Source organism: Lysinibacillus sp. F12, from assembly GCF_057773605.1.
In genome coordinates, this window is record NZ_JBYMLP010000007.1 from 102,007 (window position 1) to 118,739 (window position 16,733).

A 16,733-nucleotide genomic window follows, 5' to 3' on the forward strand; every position below is an offset into this window, starting at 1 on the left:
TTTCCAATCATGAGGGAGAACGCAAAATGGATGTTTATAAAATTACTGGCGAAAATCGTCTACAAGGTACAATTAAAGTTAGTGGTGCAAAAAATAGTGCAGTCGCCTTAATTCCTGCATCAATTTTGGCGAACTCTCCAGTGACTATTGGAGGGATACCAGAAATTTCAGATGCATGGACGTTAAAGGCTTTATTAGAGGAAATTGGTGGGGAAGTATCGTTTGAGGATGGGAAGATGACAATCGATCCAACAGACATGATTGCATTACCATTACCAAACGGCAATGTTAAAAAGTTACGTGCCTCTTATTATTTAATGGGGGCCATGCTAGGGCGTTTCAAGAAAGCTGTCATTGGTTTACCTGGTGGCTGTTTCTTGGGTCCTCGACCAATTGATCAACATATAAAGGGCTTTGAAGCATTAGGCGCTAAAATTACGAATGAACATGGCGCAATTTATTTACGTGCAGATGAGTTGATTGGGGCTAAAATTTATTTAGATGTCGCAAGTGTCGGTGCAACGATTAACATCATGTTAGCTGCTGTCCTTGCGAAGGGTCGTACCGTTATAGAAAATGCAGCGAAGGAACCTGAAATTATTGATGTAGCAACACTACTAACAAATATGGGGGCCAATATTAAAGGGGCAGGTACAAGTGTCATCCGTATTGAAGGGGTAGAAGAACTACATGGTACAGAGCATACGATTATACCAGATCGCATTGAAGCGGCGACATTTATGATAATGGCCGCAGCCGTAGGTGATGGTATTACAATTGATAATGTAATTCCACTGCATTTAGAAGCAATTATCGCGAAGCTTCGTGAAATGGGTGTGAAGATTGAAATTGGTGAAGAAAGTATTTATGTACCAAAAACAGACCTTTCCACTTTGCAAGCTGTTGATGTAAAAACATTGGTGTATCCTGGTTTCCCAACCGATATTCAGCAACCACTTGCTGTGTTAATGTCACAGGCATTCGGTTCCTCAAAAGTAACAGATACTATTTATACAGCTCGATTTAAACATATTGATGAGCTTCGTCGTATGAATGCTGATGCTCGTGTAGAAGGCAATACGGCCATTATTAAAGGGCCAAGTAGACTACACGGCTCAACAGTAACAGCTACAGATCTACGCGCAGGTGCAGCTTTAGTTTTAGCTGGTCTATTAGCTGAAGGCGAAACGGAAGTGCAAGATATCTATCATATCGAACGTGGCTATAGCTCACTTATTGAGAAATTACGTGATTTAGGCGCTGATATTCGACGTGAAACAATCCTGGAACGCGTAGCTGAGACAAAGGAATAATGAGAGCTAAAAGTTTTCACTCAATTATGTTACAATAGAGGTAATTTGAATGTTTCGGTATGAAAAACGGCCGATAACGGGAGGCAAAGCAACAATGGAACGTAGTTTATCGATGGAAGTAGTACGAGTAACAGAAGCAGCAGCAATTGCATCCGGGAAATGGATGGGACGCGGTTTAAAAATTGAGGCAGATGATGCAGCAACAACAGCGATGCGCAAAATGTTCGATACAATTCCAATGCATGCTACAGTAGTAATTGGTGAAGGTGAAATGGATGAAGCACCAATGCTTTATATTGGTGAAGAACTTGGCTTACGAAGTGGTGGTCCAAAAGTAGATATTGCTGTGGATCCATTAGAAGGTACAAATATTGTAGCAAAAGGTACGAATGGTGCCATGACAGTCCTTGCAATTGCAGATAAAGGTAATCTGTTAAATGCACCAGATATGTACATGGAGAAAATTGCTGTAGGGCCAGAAGCGGCTGGTAAAGTAGATATCAATGCTTCTGTCACTTATAACTTATTACAAGTAGCAAAAGCAAAAAATAAAGATATTTCAGATGTCGTTGCTACTCTATTAGATCGACCACGTCACCAAGCAATTGTTGATGAAATTCGCGAGGCTGGTGCACGTATTAAGTTTATTCAAGATGGCGATGTTGGTGCAGCAATTAATACTGCCTTTGATGAAACAGGTATTGATATTATGTTTGGAACAGGCGGCGCACCAGAGGGTGTTATTTCGGCTGTAGCCTTAAAATGCCTGGGTGGAGACTTCCAAGCAAAATTAGTACCCGAAGATGAGGAGCAATTAGAACGCTGCCATAAAATGGGTGTAGATGTGGATAAAGTTCTTTATTTAGACGATCTAGTAAAAGGTGACGACGCTATTTTTGCTGCAACAGCTGTGACAGATTGTGAGCTTTTAAAGGGTGTTCAATATAAAGGTGCTTACGCATTAACGCACTCGGTAGTTATGCGTGCTAAGTCTGGTACGGTTCGCTTTGTAGAAGGCCGTCACGCACTTGAGAAAAAACCTAGATATTAATGATATTATCTTCTAAAATATACCTAGTACATTTATTGTGCTAGGTACCTTCTTCTTAAAATAAACCATCCCGTAGTTTGTAAGGCAATGTTATATTATATGGTGGATTTGTTATTGACCTATAGAGGTAACCGTATACTATGAACAGAGCTATTCGTTCGTAAAAAATCTTCGATGATAACCCCAATAATTGTATTATATTTTGAAAAAGACTGGAGTTGTGCATATGTCTGCATTGACAATCGCTCAATTAGAAAACATGACGTTAAAAGAGCTTTACGCTCTTGCACGCCAATATAAAATTTCATATTATAGCAAGCTAACGAAAAAAGAATTAATATTTGCTATTTTGAAAACGCGTTCAGAGCAAGAAGGCTATTTCTTTATGGAAGGCGTACTTGAAATTGTTTCGCAAGAGGGCTTTGGCTTCCTTCGACCAATAAACTACTCTCCAAGTAAAGAAGATATTTATATTTCTGCATCTCAAATACGTCGCTTTGATCTTCGTAATGGGGACAAGGTATCTGGGAAGGTGCGACCACCTAAAGAAAATGAACGTTATTACGGCTTATTACAAGTAGATGCCGTCAATGGCGAGGATCCTGAAGTTGCAAAGGAACGTGTGCATTTCCCTGCTTTAACACCGTTATATCCAAACAGACAAATTAAACTGGAAACAACTCAGCGTAATTTATCAACACGTATTATGGATTTAGTGGCGCCTGTAGGTTTTGGTCAGCGTGGATTAATCGTAGCTCCGCCGAAAGCGGGGAAAACATCTTTATTAAAAGAAATTGCAAACGCTATTACGACAAATCATCCAGAAGCAGAGTTAATTGTCTTACTGATAGATGAACGTCCTGAAGAAGTAACGGATATTGAGCGATCTGTAAATGCAGATGTTGTTAGCTCAACGTTTGATGAAGTTCCAGAGAATCATGTCAAAGTAGCAGAAATCGTTTTAGAACGTGCACGCCGTTTAGTGGAACATAAACGTGATGTCATTATTTTAATGGATTCTATCACACGTTTGGCACGTGCATTTAACCTAGTTATTCCTCCAAGTGGACGCACGCTTTCAGGGGGGATTGACCCTGCTGCCTTCCATAGACCTAAGCGTTTCTTCGGATCGGCTCGAAATATTGAAGAAGGCGGTAGCTTAACGATATTAGCGACTGCTTTAGTAGATACTGGTTCACGTATGGATGAGGTTATTTACGAGGAATTTAAGGGGACAGGTAATTTAGAGCTTCATCTAGATCGCCAGTTGGCAGAGCGCCGAATTTTCCCTGCGCTTGATATTCGCCGTTCAGGTACACGTAAGGAAGAGTTATTGCTTGAGCCTGAACAACTTGAAAAACTATGGGCAATTCGTAAAACATTTTCAGACGCGCCTGATTTTGCGGAACGCTTCTTGAAAAAACTTCGTACAACAAAATCTAATGAAGAATTTTTTGAAAAACTGAACGAAGATATGAAAAAAGCAACAAAAGGTAAAGGTTTATTATAGAACTGCCATCACCATTGACAAATAATTGTCAATGGTGATTTTTTTTGTATATGTTTGAATGAAAAAATGTTTATTGAAATTGATAATCATTATCAATATAATGAAATTAATAAATATCTTTTTGAAGGAGATTCGGATGAATTATGATGCCTATATGCTGCTTTGGCAAAATGCCTATGTTCAAATGAAGCATATTAACTACATAAATAAATCAAAAGTTCAAGTTTCAAAGGTATTAACTAATAGTTCGTTTCTTATCATTACAGCAGGCGAGGCGCAAATTGTCATTGATGAGCAGCCTTATTATGTACAGCGTTTCAGTATTTTTCACATTGGTAAATCTCAGTGTTTGCAGATTAATGCACAGCATAGTGTTAGCTACTTCCTCATACGTTATGAAGGAGATGTCATCTATAAAGATGCCTTTATGCAGCATTTACAGATGCAATATCAACCTTTTCAAATAAATTTCTCTTGTGTGCCTGCTAATCCAATAGCCATTCATAACATTCTTCAAGATATGTATAGCAGATGGATATCTGGCTCTATTCAAGATCATTTTTCAGTCAAAGCTTCTTTGTATGAATTTGTTTATCGTATGTTTCAGGAATTAGCAGATGGGCAGGGCAACCCACATGAAATGGATAAGGCAGAAGTAGCACGGCTGTATATTCATCAGCATCTTCACCAACCATTATCTATACAATCACTGGCAGATACGCTCCATATTAGTACACGGCATTTATTACGAATTTTTAAAGCACGCTATGGGGTAGGACCACAAATTTATTTACAGCAATTGAGAATTGAGCAGGCAAAACAATATTTGTTAGAAAATCAATTTGGTATAAAGGAAATTGCTATTTCACTTGGCTATGAAGATGAATACTATTTTAGTCGTGCCTTTAAAAAGGCTACAAATATGGCACCAAGTAATTTTAGGCTGAAATATACATCATTTATGTCTGAAATGGCCATTACAAATGAGAATCATTTTCAATACAATAAAAATCAGCTCGCGCAAGCACACCGATTTGAGATTGGAGAAAATGAGATGATGATGCAAAAGATGATTCAACATATAAAACTGCCTTTTTTTCTGAGCCTGTTTGTTTTATTAGCTGCATGTAATGAAAATTCGGTCTCAACAAAAGTAGACCACACTACTTCAGATACTATAGAGACGAGAATGATGACAGATGACAGTGGTCGTGAAGTAGAAATTCCAGTAAGAGCAAAAAGAGTCATCACAGACTGGTATCTAGGACAAATTTTAGCGTTAGATATTGTACCAGTAGGAGGCGTAACAGCTAACCTCGATTATGCAGCATTTCTAAAACAACACTACAAGGATGGGGAAATTACCAATATTGGTACTGATGGTAAGGTATCATTGGAAAAAATTCTAGAGCTAAAGCCGGATTTAATTATTACATGGAATCCAGAAGATGTAGGCAAGTATGAGAAAATTGCACCTACAATTGTTTTTGCTGAGGATGCTCATTCATCAGCTAGAGAGGAAATTGTGGCAATGGGGAATTATTTAGGAAGACAAAAAGAAGCAGAAATCTTTATGGATGAGTTTGAAGAACGTTTAGCCCAAGCTAAGGTAAAAATTAATGATGTAATTCCAGACGGAGCAACATTTACTATTTACGAAATGTTTGAAAAAAATGCAACTATTGTTGGAAATTCAAGTGTATCGGGTGGTAGAGCACTCTATCAAATTTTGGGCATGAAACCACAAGAAAAAGTGCAGGAGTTATTTGATGCAAAAGAGGCGAGTGGTGGACGTTATGAGATCTCCTATGAGGTAGTAGGTGATTATGTAGGTGACTATAACTTCATGATTAACTTCTTTAACAAAGATGGGAAGTTGCCAGGCACTTGGACAAACTTAGATGTCGTAAAAAATAATCAAATCATAGAGCTTCCATCGGAATATTATTTTGCCTCAGATCCACTTTCGGGTCTCCATCAAGCTGAAGAGCTAGCTGACAAAATAGTAGAATTCACGAAGGCTCAACAAAAATAACTAGATAGTAGATATGAAGATTGATATTGCAATAGGAGGCTACCAACCATGTTATTACAGCGATTTTTCTCATATTACAAACCGTATAAACGCTTATTTATTTTAGATTTTAGCTGCGCCATTTTAGTAGCATTAATTGAATTAGCGTTTCCAATTGTTTTAAATAAAGTAATTGATGATATTTTGCCAGATGGCGAGCTAAAGTGGATTATTATGGCGAGTTTATTGCTTTTTGCTTTATATATCTTTAACTCCATTCTCCATTTCATCGTTTCCTACTGGGGGCATATGCTAGGGATTAATATTGAAACGGATATGAGAAAGGAATCCTTTAGCCATGTACAAAAACTTTCCTTCAGATACTTTGATAATAATAAAACGGGGCATCTTGTTTCCCGATTAACAAACGATTTAATGGATATCGGTGAGCTTGCTCACCATGGTCCAGAAGATATTTTTATTGCTGCTATGACCATTATAGGGACATTTGGTGTCATGTTTTACATAGATCCAACCTTTACAATACTTATTTTCCTACTTGTGCCGATCATCCTAGTTTTGACAATTATTTTCGGAAAGTTAATGTCCAAAGCATTCCGTCAAATGTTTGGTGATATTGCTGACTTTAATGCACGTGTTGAAAACAATGTCAGCGGTATTCGCGTTGTACAGGCTTTTACAAATGAGGATCATGAAATTAAACGCTTTAAGGTAAATAATGAAAGATTCCGAATGACCAAGTTGTTCTCTTATAAGGTTATGGCTTGGAATGAAGCAATTTCAGGTATTCTGACAAAGGTATTATCATTATTTACATTATTTGTTGGTGCTTATTTTGTGTTAAATGGTGATCTATCAAATGGGGACTTTATCGCATTTATTTTACTTTCCGGGATTCTGCTAGGCCCTATTAATAAAATCAATATGTTTATAGAAAGCTATCCAAAAGGGATGGCAGGATTTAGACGTTATATTGAATTCCTTGAAACAGAGCCTGAGATAGCGGATCGACCAGGAGCGAAGGACATCAATGAAATTGACGGAGAAATTACGTTCACAGATGTATCGTTTGGCTACTCGGATACAAATCGTGCTTTACATCAAATTAATTTAACGGTTCGTTCCGGTGAGACTGTTGCCCTTGTAGGTCCATCTGGGGCAGGAAAATCTACTATTTGCAGTTTGCTTCCCCGTTTTTATGATGTCAATGAAGGCTCCATTAAAATTGATGGTGTGGATATACGCGATTTTAAATTGCAATCATTGCGTGGCCATATTGGGATTGTTCAACAAGATGTCTTTTTATTTGATGGCACTATTCGTGATAATATCGCATACGGTAATTTGAATGCCAGTGAAGAAGATATTTGGTATGCCGCACAGCGCGCACAGCTGACTGATGTCATTAAGGCGCTCCCAGAGGGTATGGATACATTAATTGGTGAGCGGGGTGTGAAGTTATCTGGTGGTCAAAAGCAAAGATTATCCATTGCGCGAATTTTCCTGAAAAACCCAAAGATACTCATACTTGATGAAGCAACATCGGCATTGGACACTGAAACCGAACAAGCTATTCAACAAGCATTAAACGAGCTTTCCATTGGTCGTACGACGTTGGTAATTGCCCATCGATTAGCAACGATCAAAGATGCAGATAGAATTGTTGTTGTATCGAAAAAGGGCATTATTGAAGAAGGAACACATGAGCAATTAATGGAACGAAAACATGCTTATTATGGCTTGTATACAGCTCAATTTGGTCTACAAATATAAGGTTAGTTATAAGCTACTCTCAACAATGAAAGGAAGTTAATTATGTCAGTACTAGAAATAGATCGTGTGGCGATTGGTTATTCCTCGACGCTCATTGTCAATGATTTAAGTGTGGAAATTCCAAAAGGGCAAATCTCCACAATTATTGGACCGAATGGTTGTGGGAAATCTACTTTATTAAAGGCCGTGGCTCGTGTACTTCATACCCAAAATGGAGCTGTCTATTTAGATGGTAAAGCCATCCATCAATTGAAGACCAAGGAAGTTGCCAAAAGAATGGCTATTTTGCCTCAAACGGCAACAGCTCCAGGAGGCTTAACTGTATTTGAGTTGGTATCATATGGTCGCTTTCCTCATCAAGTCGGATTTGGCACATTACGCAAAGAAGACTATGAGTATATCCATTGGGCTATTGATGTGACAGGATTAAGGGATTTTAGTGATCGACCAATTGAAGCATTGTCGGGTGGCCAACGCCAAAGGGTGTGGATTGCCATGGCATTAGCACAAGGCACCGATATTCTAGTACTGGATGAACCAACCACATATTTAGATTTAGCCCATCAGCTAGATATTTTATTGCTTCTACAGAAGTTAAATAAAGAAGAAGGTCGAACAATAATCATGGTATTACATGATTTGAATCATGCGTCACGATTCTCCCACTTTATCATGGCCATGAGAGACGGGAATTTAATGGTAGATGGAAGTCCAGAAAAAGTAATGACAAAGGAAAATTTACAAAGCGTTTTTAATATTGATGCTGAAATGGCTGTTTGTCCATATAGTAATAATCCAATCTGCCTATCCTATCAGCTATACGATATGAAGAAATAAAATCTAGTCCGTATGTGTATTGGGAAGTTTATAAGGAGGAAATAGAATGACTACGTCGACAGGAGTAGGAGAGCTCAACGATTTAGAGGAGCTACAGAAACGATCTCATCCGATCCGTGGAGTAGTGGCTTTAATTGTAGGAGTAATTGGATTAATTTTAGCTATTGGCTTATCGATTTCTTTTGGTGCAGCAGATATTTCACTAGGTACTGTTTGGACAGCAGTTACCCATTTTTCACCGGAATTAACGACACATCAAATTATTCATGATATTCGCTTACCACGAGTACTTGGGGCTGCTCTAGTAGGAGCAAGCTTTGCAGTAGCCGGGGCGATTATGCAAGGTATGACACGTAACCCATTAGCAGATTCAGGATTGTTAGGCTTGAACTCAGGAGCCGCATTTATGTTGGCCGTGTGCTTTGCCTTTTTCCCTGGTATGCCATATATATTTTTAATTTTATGGTCCTTTATAGGTGCAGGTCTTGGGGTGGCCATTGTTTATGGTATTGGGTCACTGTCTAAAGGTGGCTTAACACCAATGCGACTTGTTTTAGCAGGTGCGGCTGTTAGTGCATTGCTTGGAGCGCTAGGAGAAGGAATTGCCCTTTATTACCGTATTGGTCAAGACCTGGCCTTTTGGTATGCAGGTGGTGTCTCGGGAACAAAATGGAGCCATCTACAAATATTATCACCTTGGATTCTTATTGCGATGATAGGAGCTCTTATTTTATCACGATCAATCACTGTGCTGAGCTTAGGGGAGGAAATTGCTGTTGGGCTAGGACAACGTACGGGTGTTGTAAAAGTATGGGGAATGATTATTGTGTTAATTTTAGCGGGTGCGGCAGTTTCTGTTGTAGGAGCAGTTGGTTTTGTAGGCTTAATAGTTCCCCATTTAACGAGATACATAGTGGGTCATGATTATCGCTGGATTATCACATGTTCTTTAGTATATGGAGCATTGCTTGTTGTGTTAGCTGATTTAGTAGCACGCATTATCAATCCACCTTATGAAACGCCGATTGGTGCTTTAATTGCCTTTATTGGTGTACCCTTCTTCCTTTATTTAGCGCGTAAAGGAGGGAAAGAGTTATGAGTAACAGCTACTTAACACCAAGTCAGCAGAAAACAAGAAAGAAAAATTTTATCATCATTGCTACATTGCTTGTTTTAATCTTCGTTACCTTTGTGATTAGTATGAATACTGGGGTGATTAAGCTAACGCCGTTGGAGGTTTTTAAGACTCTTTTTGGACAAGGAGATGCACAACAACAATTAATCTTATTTGAATTTAGGCTTCCACGAATTGTGATTGCTGTATTAGTGGGAATGGGCTTAGCTATTTCAGGGGCAATTTTACAAGGCGTTTCCAAAAATGCTTTAGCAGACCCAGGTATTTTAGGGATTAATGCTGGTGCTGGTCTTGCAGTTATGCTGTATATTTCATTTTTTCCAACAACGAAGGCAGCACCTGTTTATTTACTCCCTGTACTTGCCTTTGTCGGAGCAGGCTTAACAGCAGTCCTAATTTATTCACTTTCTTATAAACGACACGAAGGTATTACACCGATGCGCTTAATTTTAACAGGGGTGGCTATAGCAGCCGGAATTAGCTCGGCAATGATTGTGCTAACACTACGGCTATCACCTGAAAATTATCAATTTGTGGCTACATGGCTGGCGGGGAGCATTTGGGGTTCAAATTGGAGATTTGTTCTCTCGCTGCTCCCATGGCTAGTGATCTTATTACCATTTGTTTATGCGAAATCGCGGGTATTAAACATTTTAAATTTAGGCGAATTAACAGCTGTTGGATTAGGTGCCTCGATTGAAAGAGAGCGCCGTTGGCTATTAGCGGCAGCTGTTGGTTTAGCAGGAGCTAGTGTTTCTGTAAGTGGTGGCATTGGCTTTGTAGGGCTTATTGCCCCACATTTGGCTCGCCAGCTGGTTGGAGCAAAGCATCAATTTTTACTTCCTGCGGCGGCATTATTGGGTGGTTTCCTCGTATTAATGGCTGATACGATAGGTCGTTCTATTCTCGAGCCTTCAGAAATTCCAGCAGGGATTGTAGTAGCCGTTATAGGCGCTCCTTATTTCTTGTATTTATTAGCACGATTAAAGGAATAAATAGTGAAGGTACCTTGGTGAACAATAAAAGTGTATGAGCCGAGTGCAAGTAATTATTGACGGAATTAAGATGAAGGGGATGGAATGTAAAAATGGAGAACGAACTCTATGATGTAACGATTGTTGGCGGTGGCCCAGCAGGTCTCTATACAGCCTTTTATAGTGGGATGCGAGATTTAAAAACGAAAATTATCGAGTATAGCTCTCAGCTTGGTGGTCGTATGTTAATTTATCCCGAAAAAATGATTTGGGACGTTGGTGGAGTTACCCCTATTTTAGGTGGACAGCTCATCAAACAGCTTGTTGAACAAGCCCAAACCTTCGATCCAACAATTATATTAAATCAAAAGGTGGAAGGATTAGAAAAGCAACCAGATGGAACATTTATTTTAACGTCCTCAACGGGTGAAAAGCATTTTTCCAAAACAGTGATTTTGGCGGTTGGTTATGGCGTTCTGACGATGCAAAAGCTTGAAATAGAAGGAGCAGATCGCTATGAAGTAACTAATTTACACTACACTGTACAGGAATTAGAGATTTTTCGGAATAAACATGTCTTAATTTCAGGTGGTGGTAATTCAGCTGTCGATTGGGCGAATGAGTTAGAGCCGATTGCAGCAAGTGTGACGATCGTTCATCGTCGTGAGGACTTTGGTGGTCATGAAAAGAACGTTTTACGGATGAAGGAATCCTCCGTATGTGTAAAAACACCATTTGAAGTAGTGCAATTACATAGTGATGGGGATTTAATACAGTCTGTATCGATTATGAATAAAGAGACGAATGAGATAGAGCGAGTTGAAGTAGATGCCGTTATTGTGAACCATGGCTTAAAATGTGATTATGGTGCACTAGAAGAATGGGGATTACATATTAAAGATGGTGTGGCACTCGTCAATGAAAAGAGGGAAACTAATATAGAAGGAATCTATGGTGCAGGTGATTTTATTGATCATCCAAGTAAAGTTAGGTTAATAGCAGGTGCCTTTACAGATGGAATATTAGCGTTAAATAGTGCAAAGCTATTAATAGAACCTGATGCACCAAAGGTTGCTTATGTGTCTTCTCATAATATCCGATTCAAAGAGCGAAATGAAAAAATAGGGTTACAAGACAATGATTATCGAGAAGTTCGAGGATAAAAACGATGGATATCTTTCTTTTGATATTTTTTTCTTGAAAATAATAAAACGACTATGCTATACTTCTTAGGTATGCAACGTGTACATATATAGCTGATGGTTTCACTCATATTCGGGCTATGTAAGGTACAGTTCGATAATACTCTGTTCCAGATGGTTCAGGGCGAGAGGAGAAAACGAATATGAAACAAGGAATTCATCCAGACTACAAAGAAGCAACAGTAACTTGCTCTTGTGGGAACACTTTCAAAACTGGTTCAGTAAAAGAAAACATCGTTGTCGAGTTCTGCAACGAATGTCACCCATTCTATACTGGCCGTCAAAAATTCGCGTCTACTGATGGTCGCGTGGATCGTTTCAACAAAAAATACGGTCTTAAAAACTAATGTTAGTTTAATACCTGCCAAGCATGTGCTTGGCAGGTATTTTTTTCAGTAAATATGACACGTTGATGCAAGTCTTTTCAAAATACAGATCGACCAAAAGAAAGGGAGAAGACAGTATGGCGCAGCTATATTTTAAACATGGTGCAATGAATAGTGGAAAATCAATAGAGATTTTAAAAGTTGCCCATAATTACGAAGAACAGCAGAAACCTGTAATGATGTTTACATCAGGTTTAGATACACGTGATGAGGTTGGCTTTGTTTCTAGTCGAGTAGGTTTAAGACAGCAAGCCATTCCTGTTTATGAAGATACAAATATTTTTGAGCTTGTGCAAAACAATGCGGTTAAACCATACTGTGTACTTGTGGATGAAGTTCAATTTTTAAAAAAAGCTCATGTTTTACAACTAGCTAACATTGTGGATGAATTAGATATTCCAGTTATGGGCTTTGGCTTAAAAAATGATTTTCAAAATGAGCTGTTCGAAGGCAGCCAATACATGCTTACATATGCAGATAAAATTGAAGAAATGAAAACCATTTGTTGGTTCTGTCATAAAAAAGCAACGATGAATTTACGAGTAGATGGAAATGGACAGCCTGTATATACGGGAGATCAAATTCAAATTGGTGGAAACGATTCCTATTATCCTGTATGTCGAAAATGTCATGCTCATCCTTCGCTATAATGGAGGATTAAGAAAAAGTGGCGTAGATGCGAAAAGTTTTTTATACTAAGTAGTGGACATAAACATTGTAAATAACCATTATGCATTAGCGTAATTTTAATGGAGAGCTCTTGAAAAATAGGAGCAATTTAAGAAACTAAATTGAGGTGAAATCCATGTTTGATCGATTACAAGCAGTGGAGGATCGCTATGAAAGGCTGACAGAGCTTTTAAGCGACCCAGATATTGTTAATGACAGTAAGAAATTACGTGAATATTCGAAGGAACAATCAGATATCCAAGAAACTGTGGATACGTATCGTGAATATAAAAATGTCAAAGAGCAATTAGTAGATACACGTGAAATGTTAGATAGCGAAAAAGATCCTGATATGCATGAAATGGTAAAGGAAGAATTTAACCTATTAAAAGCTCAGCAGGAAGAACTTGAAGAACGTTTACGTATTTTATTAATTCCCAAAGATCCTAATGATAATAAGAACGTTATTATGGAAATTCGTGGAGCAGCTGGCGGAGATGAGGCAAATATTTTTGCGGGTGATTTATTCCGCATGTATTCTCGTTATGCAGAAACACAAGGCTGGAAAATTGATATTATGGAAGCCACTCCAAACCCGATGGGCGGCTATAAAGAAGTAATCTTTATGATTAACGGACAAGGTGCTTATTCAAAGTTCAAATTTGAAAATGGTGCCCACCGTGTACAACGTGTACCAGCTACCGAATCACAAGGACGTATCCATACATCTACAGCAACAGTAGCCTGTTTACCTGAGGTAGAGGAAGTAGACGTTGAAATTCATGAAAAAGACATTCGTGTAGACACATTCGCATCTTCAGGTGCAGGTGGTCAATCCGTAAATACAACGATGTCTGCGGTCCGTATGACCCATTTACCAACAGGTGTTGTAGTTTCCATGCAGGATGAGCGTTCGCAAATTAAAAACCGTGAAAAGGCAATGAAAATTTTACGCGCTCGTGTAGCAGATATGTATATGCAAGAGGCACAAAAAGAGATCGATGCCACACGTAAGTCTGCTGTGGGTTCTGGTGATCGCTCTGAGCGAATTCGCACATACAATTATCCACAAAACCGTGTAACAGACCACCGTATTGGGTTAACAATTCAAAAGCTAGATCAAATCGTCGAGGGTAGATTGGACGAAATTATCGATACGCTTATTTTAGAAGAACAAGCATCGAAGCTAGAGCGTTTAAATGATGACTTATAAAAATGTGATGGAGGCCCTTGAGTGGGCTTCTTCTTTTTTAGTGGATAATGGTCGGGAGCAAACTGCGGCACGTATTGTTATGCAGCATATACTTGGTACAAGCTATTCAGAGGTTATGCTACATTTACAGGATAAATTAACAGAAGCACAGCAAGTAAAATTTAAAGCCCTTATAGAGGAACATGTCAATGGTCGCCCAGTTCAGTATTGTGTGGGAAGTGAGGAGTTTTATGGTCGTTCATTTATCGTCGATGAATCAGTATTAATTCCTCGACCGGAAACGGAAGAACTGATTCTTGGCACTATCAATCGTATGACTAAACTATTTCAACACCAAGCATTGAAGGTAGCTGATATAGGTACAGGCAGTGGTGCTATTGCCATTTCAATGAAGCTGGAGTGTCCTACGTTAACGGTCGTAGCTACTGATTTATCTGAAGCTGCATTAGCGACAGCACAAAAAAATGCACAGAGATTAGAGGCTAATATTGATTTTAGGCTGGGAGATTTAACTGCTCCGCTCGCAGGTGAGAAGTTTGATATTGTTTTATCGAACCCTCCCTATATCGCTTTTGAAGAGGCGCAGGCTATGTCGGATGTTGTATTAAAGCATGAGCCTCATAGCGCGTTATTTGCTGAGGAAGATGGTCTTATTTTATATCGACAATTAGCAGAGCAATTGCCAGCGTATATGAATAGACCAGCATTAATTGGGTTAGAAATCGGTTATACACAAGGTGAAAAAGTAGCAAAGTTCTTTCAAGATAGTTTTCCACAGGCTACGATTTCGATAGAAAAAGATATTAATGGTAAACCGCGAATGATTTTTTGTGAGATTCATGTATAAAGTGTCTTCATCTTGCCAACAATGTTGAGCAAGGAGGGATTTACATGTTAAATGAATACAAGATTATTAGATTACCTAAACAAAATATCTTTCTAGCGTTTGCTAGATTAGTAGTAGTGGCCATTGCTTTACAGCTATGTGTTTTATATATTCCATCATTAGTAGGTTTTGCAAAAGAGGCTACTAATCAAGAACAAGAAAAAGATTTTAGAATTCGTGTAATTGCTAATAGCAATACAGCACAAGATCAGCATGAGAAAGAGCAGCTTGTTGAAGAATTAAAACCCTATTTTATGCAAGTAGTATCTGCAGGTGTTGCAGGGAATGAGCAAATTCAAACGTTAAAGCAACAAATTGAAACAGAATTAAGCAAAAATTATCCACAGATAGATACACAGGTAGTGGTTGGGGATAACTTATTTCCGCCTAAAAGACAGGGAGCGGTATTATATCCACAAAATGTGTATCACTCCATTGTAGTTAAAATTGGTGATGCGCGTGGTGATAACTGGTGGTGCAGTATATTCCCATCCATTTGCGAGCCCGAAAAAGAAGAAGTAAAAGCAGAAGAACCAGAAGAGGAAGAGCAAGTAACATTCTTTATTTGGGAATGGATTAAAGGATTTTTTGCATGAATTGTTCACAAATTCAGATAACTTATGCACATTTTTTAAGCAGTTATAAACAATTTGTGGATAATTCAGTAAGAATCAATAAATGAAGGTAGGTTTTAAACATGGAAACCGTTTGCAAGGTTGTGGACAGTAATGTGAATAGTCAAATAAATTATACACAAGCTGTGGGTATCTTAAATGCGGGAGAGGTAGTAGCATTTCCGACAGAAACGGTTTATGGGCTGGGTGCTGTTGCAACAAATGATACGGCAGTGAAGAAGATATTTGAAGCGAAGGGCCGCCCTTCAGATAACCCTTTAATTGTTCATGTTGGTACAAAAGAGGAAGTAACGAACTATATAGAACATATTTCTGAAATAGCCAAACAATGCATCGATTTATTTTGGCCAGGACCGTTAACGCTTGTAATGCCTGCTAAACCAAATGTGCTGGCTCAAAGTGTAACGGCTGGATTATCGACTGTCGGCATCCGTATGCCAGACCACCCAGTAGCACTTGCCTTATTACAGCAGCTTCAAAAACCACTTGCTGCGCCAAGTGCTAATCGTAGTGGTAAGCCGAGTCCAACAGAAGCTATCCATGTTTTAGATGATTTGGGAGGGTACATACCTTATATTTTGGATGGAGGTTCCACAGGCATTGGGTTAGAATCCACTGTATTAGATGTGACACACGAGCCTCCAGTAATTTTACGTCCGGGTGGCATTACGAAGGAGATGCTTGAAGCAACAATTGGTCCGGTTATTCAACCAACCAAAATAGAGCAGAAACTAGAAGAGACACCAAAGGCTCCAGGCATGAAATATACACATTATGCACCAAATGCGCCGGTATACTTAATCAATTGCCATGATGGGGAAGTAAGCGAAGCTGTTCAACAATTACAGCAGCAAGGACATGAAGTAGCACTTCTTGCACCTCAAAATTTCCAACATATTAAAGCTGATTTTTACTTCTCAGTAGGTGAAGAGGGAAGTAAAGAAGACATGGGTGCTTCGTTATACCATGCACTTAGAGCATGTGATAAAACAACAGCTACCGTTATTTTAGCTACGACAACTTCGACGGAAGGCGTAGGGGCAGCTATTATGAATAGGCTTGAAAAGGCTTCAGGAGGCAAATGGTATTCATTGTAAATAAAAATGAGTGACAA

The 16,733-nt window shown here is 38.8% G+C and carries 15 protein-coding genes; all 15 read left to right on the forward strand.

Annotation, left to right across the window (positions count from 1 at the left end; translation table 11 throughout):
• Positions 1–26 precede the first annotated feature (26 nt).
• The 15 genes from murA (at position 27) to AC3CH7_RS22175 (ending at position 16,716) form a co-directional block, all read left to right on the forward strand.
• Positions 27–1,313, forward strand: a complete 1,287-nt coding sequence (gene murA, locus AC3CH7_RS22105; protein ID WP_488381890.1) for a UDP-N-acetylglucosamine 1-carboxyvinyltransferase — start codon at positions 27–29, stop codon at positions 1,311–1,313.
• Between the two features lie 94 nt (positions 1,314–1,407).
• Entirely contained in the window at positions 1,408–2,364 is a 957-nt protein-coding gene (gene glpX / locus AC3CH7_RS22110) for a class II fructose-bisphosphatase (protein WP_008179010.1), read from the forward strand.
• 226 nt (positions 2,365–2,590) lie between these two features.
• Entirely contained in the window at positions 2,591–3,874 is a 1,284-nt protein-coding gene (gene rho, locus AC3CH7_RS22115) for a transcription termination factor Rho (protein WP_012292741.1), read from the forward strand.
• Positions 3,875–4,010: 136 nt separating this feature from the next.
• Positions 4,011–5,909 (forward strand): helix-turn-helix domain-containing protein, encoded by a 1,899-nt coding sequence (locus tag AC3CH7_RS22120; RefSeq protein WP_036218219.1) that lies wholly within the window; start codon positions 4,011–4,013, stop codon positions 5,907–5,909.
• Positions 5,910–5,957: 48 nt separating this feature from the next.
• Positions 5,958–7,682 (forward strand): ABC transporter ATP-binding protein, encoded by a 1,725-nt coding sequence (locus AC3CH7_RS22125; protein WP_197149088.1) that lies wholly within the window; start codon positions 5,958–5,960, stop codon positions 7,680–7,682.
• Positions 7,683–7,724: 42 nt separating this feature from the next.
• Positions 7,725–8,519, forward strand: a complete 795-nt coding sequence (locus AC3CH7_RS22130; RefSeq protein WP_012292745.1) for an ABC transporter ATP-binding protein — start codon at positions 7,725–7,727, stop codon at positions 8,517–8,519.
• A gap of 46 nt (positions 8,520–8,565) precedes the next feature.
• The gene (locus tag AC3CH7_RS22135) at positions 8,566–9,618 is read left to right on the forward strand and encodes a FecCD family ABC transporter permease (protein WP_325881095.1); all 1,053 of its coding nucleotides are present in this window, start codon (positions 8,566–8,568) and stop codon (positions 9,616–9,618) included.
• On the forward strand, positions 9,615–10,649 hold the full coding sequence (locus tag AC3CH7_RS22140) for a FecCD family ABC transporter permease (RefSeq protein ID WP_012292747.1): 1,035 nt from the start codon (positions 9,615–9,617) through the stop codon (positions 10,647–10,649). The genes AC3CH7_RS22135 and AC3CH7_RS22140 overlap by 4 nt, the downstream gene beginning before the upstream one ends.
• A 92-nt stretch (positions 10,650–10,741) precedes the next feature.
• Positions 10,742–11,791, forward strand: coding sequence for an NAD(P)/FAD-dependent oxidoreductase (locus AC3CH7_RS22145; RefSeq protein ID WP_036160729.1), 1,050 nt, complete (start codon positions 10,742–10,744; stop codon positions 11,789–11,791).
• A 182-nt stretch (positions 11,792–11,973) separates the two neighbouring features.
• Positions 11,974–12,177 carry a 50S ribosomal protein L31 gene (gene rpmE / locus AC3CH7_RS22150; protein ID WP_025114780.1) on the forward strand — a complete coding sequence of 68 codons (204 nt, stop codon included), beginning with the start codon at positions 11,974–11,976 and terminating at the stop codon, positions 12,175–12,177.
• A gap of 116 nt (positions 12,178–12,293) precedes the next feature.
• Positions 12,294–12,866 (forward strand): thymidine kinase, encoded by a 573-nt coding sequence (locus tag AC3CH7_RS22155; protein WP_012292749.1) that lies wholly within the window; start codon positions 12,294–12,296, stop codon positions 12,864–12,866.
• Between the two features lie 155 nt (positions 12,867–13,021).
• The gene (gene prfA / locus AC3CH7_RS22160) at positions 13,022–14,098 is read left to right on the forward strand and encodes a peptide chain release factor 1 (protein WP_012292750.1); all 1,077 of its coding nucleotides are present in this window, start codon (positions 13,022–13,024) and stop codon (positions 14,096–14,098) included.
• Entirely contained in the window at positions 14,085–14,945 is an 861-nt protein-coding gene (gene prmC, locus AC3CH7_RS22165; protein ID WP_036160731.1) for a peptide chain release factor N(5)-glutamine methyltransferase, read from the forward strand. Before prfA ends, prmC begins: the two co-directional genes overlap by 14 nt.
• A gap of 44 nt (positions 14,946–14,989) precedes the next feature.
• The gene (locus AC3CH7_RS22170) at positions 14,990–15,580 is read left to right on the forward strand and encodes a stage II sporulation protein R (RefSeq protein ID WP_488381891.1); all 591 of its coding nucleotides are present in this window, start codon (positions 14,990–14,992) and stop codon (positions 15,578–15,580) included.
• Between the two features lie 101 nt (positions 15,581–15,681).
• A complete protein-coding gene (locus AC3CH7_RS22175) occupies positions 15,682–16,716 on the forward strand; it encodes an L-threonylcarbamoyladenylate synthase (RefSeq protein WP_488381892.1) in 1,035 nt (344 codons plus the stop codon).
• The last annotated feature ends 17 nt before the right edge of the window (positions 16,717–16,733 follow it).

Excerpts from the sequence above, each read along its gene's own strand:
- murA (WP_488381890.1), top strand. The coding sequence starts at position 27 with ATGGATGTTTATAAAATTACTGGCGAAAATCGTCTACAAGGTACAATT.
- glpX (WP_008179010.1), top strand. The coding sequence starts at position 1,408 with ATGGAACGTAGTTTATCGATGGAAGTAGTACGAGTAACAGAAGCAGCA.
- rho (WP_012292741.1), top strand. The coding sequence starts at position 2,591 with ATGTCTGCATTGACAATCGCTCAATTAGAAAACATGACGTTAAAAGAG.
- AC3CH7_RS22120 (WP_036218219.1), top strand. The coding sequence starts at position 4,011 with ATGAATTATGATGCCTATATGCTGCTTTGGCAAAATGCCTATGTTCAA.
- AC3CH7_RS22125 (WP_197149088.1), top strand. The coding sequence starts at position 5,958 with ATGTTATTACAGCGATTTTTCTCATATTACAAACCGTATAAACGCTTA.
- AC3CH7_RS22130 (WP_012292745.1), top strand. The coding sequence starts at position 7,725 with ATGTCAGTACTAGAAATAGATCGTGTGGCGATTGGTTATTCCTCGACG.
- AC3CH7_RS22135 (WP_325881095.1), top strand. The coding sequence starts at position 8,566 with ATGACTACGTCGACAGGAGTAGGAGAGCTCAACGATTTAGAGGAGCTA.
- AC3CH7_RS22140 (WP_012292747.1), top strand. The coding sequence starts at position 9,615 with ATGAGTAACAGCTACTTAACACCAAGTCAGCAGAAAACAAGAAAGAAA.
- AC3CH7_RS22145 (WP_036160729.1), top strand. The coding sequence starts at position 10,742 with ATGGAGAACGAACTCTATGATGTAACGATTGTTGGCGGTGGCCCAGCA.
- rpmE (WP_025114780.1), top strand. The coding sequence starts at position 11,974 with ATGAAACAAGGAATTCATCCAGACTACAAAGAAGCAACAGTAACTTGC.
- AC3CH7_RS22155 (WP_012292749.1), top strand. The coding sequence starts at position 12,294 with ATGGCGCAGCTATATTTTAAACATGGTGCAATGAATAGTGGAAAATCA.
- prfA (WP_012292750.1), top strand. The coding sequence starts at position 13,022 with ATGTTTGATCGATTACAAGCAGTGGAGGATCGCTATGAAAGGCTGACA.
- prmC (WP_036160731.1), top strand. The coding sequence starts at position 14,085 with ATGATGACTTATAAAAATGTGATGGAGGCCCTTGAGTGGGCTTCTTCT.
- AC3CH7_RS22170 (WP_488381891.1), top strand. The coding sequence starts at position 14,990 with ATGTTAAATGAATACAAGATTATTAGATTACCTAAACAAAATATCTTT.
- AC3CH7_RS22175 (WP_488381892.1), top strand. The coding sequence starts at position 15,682 with ATGGAAACCGTTTGCAAGGTTGTGGACAGTAATGTGAATAGTCAAATA.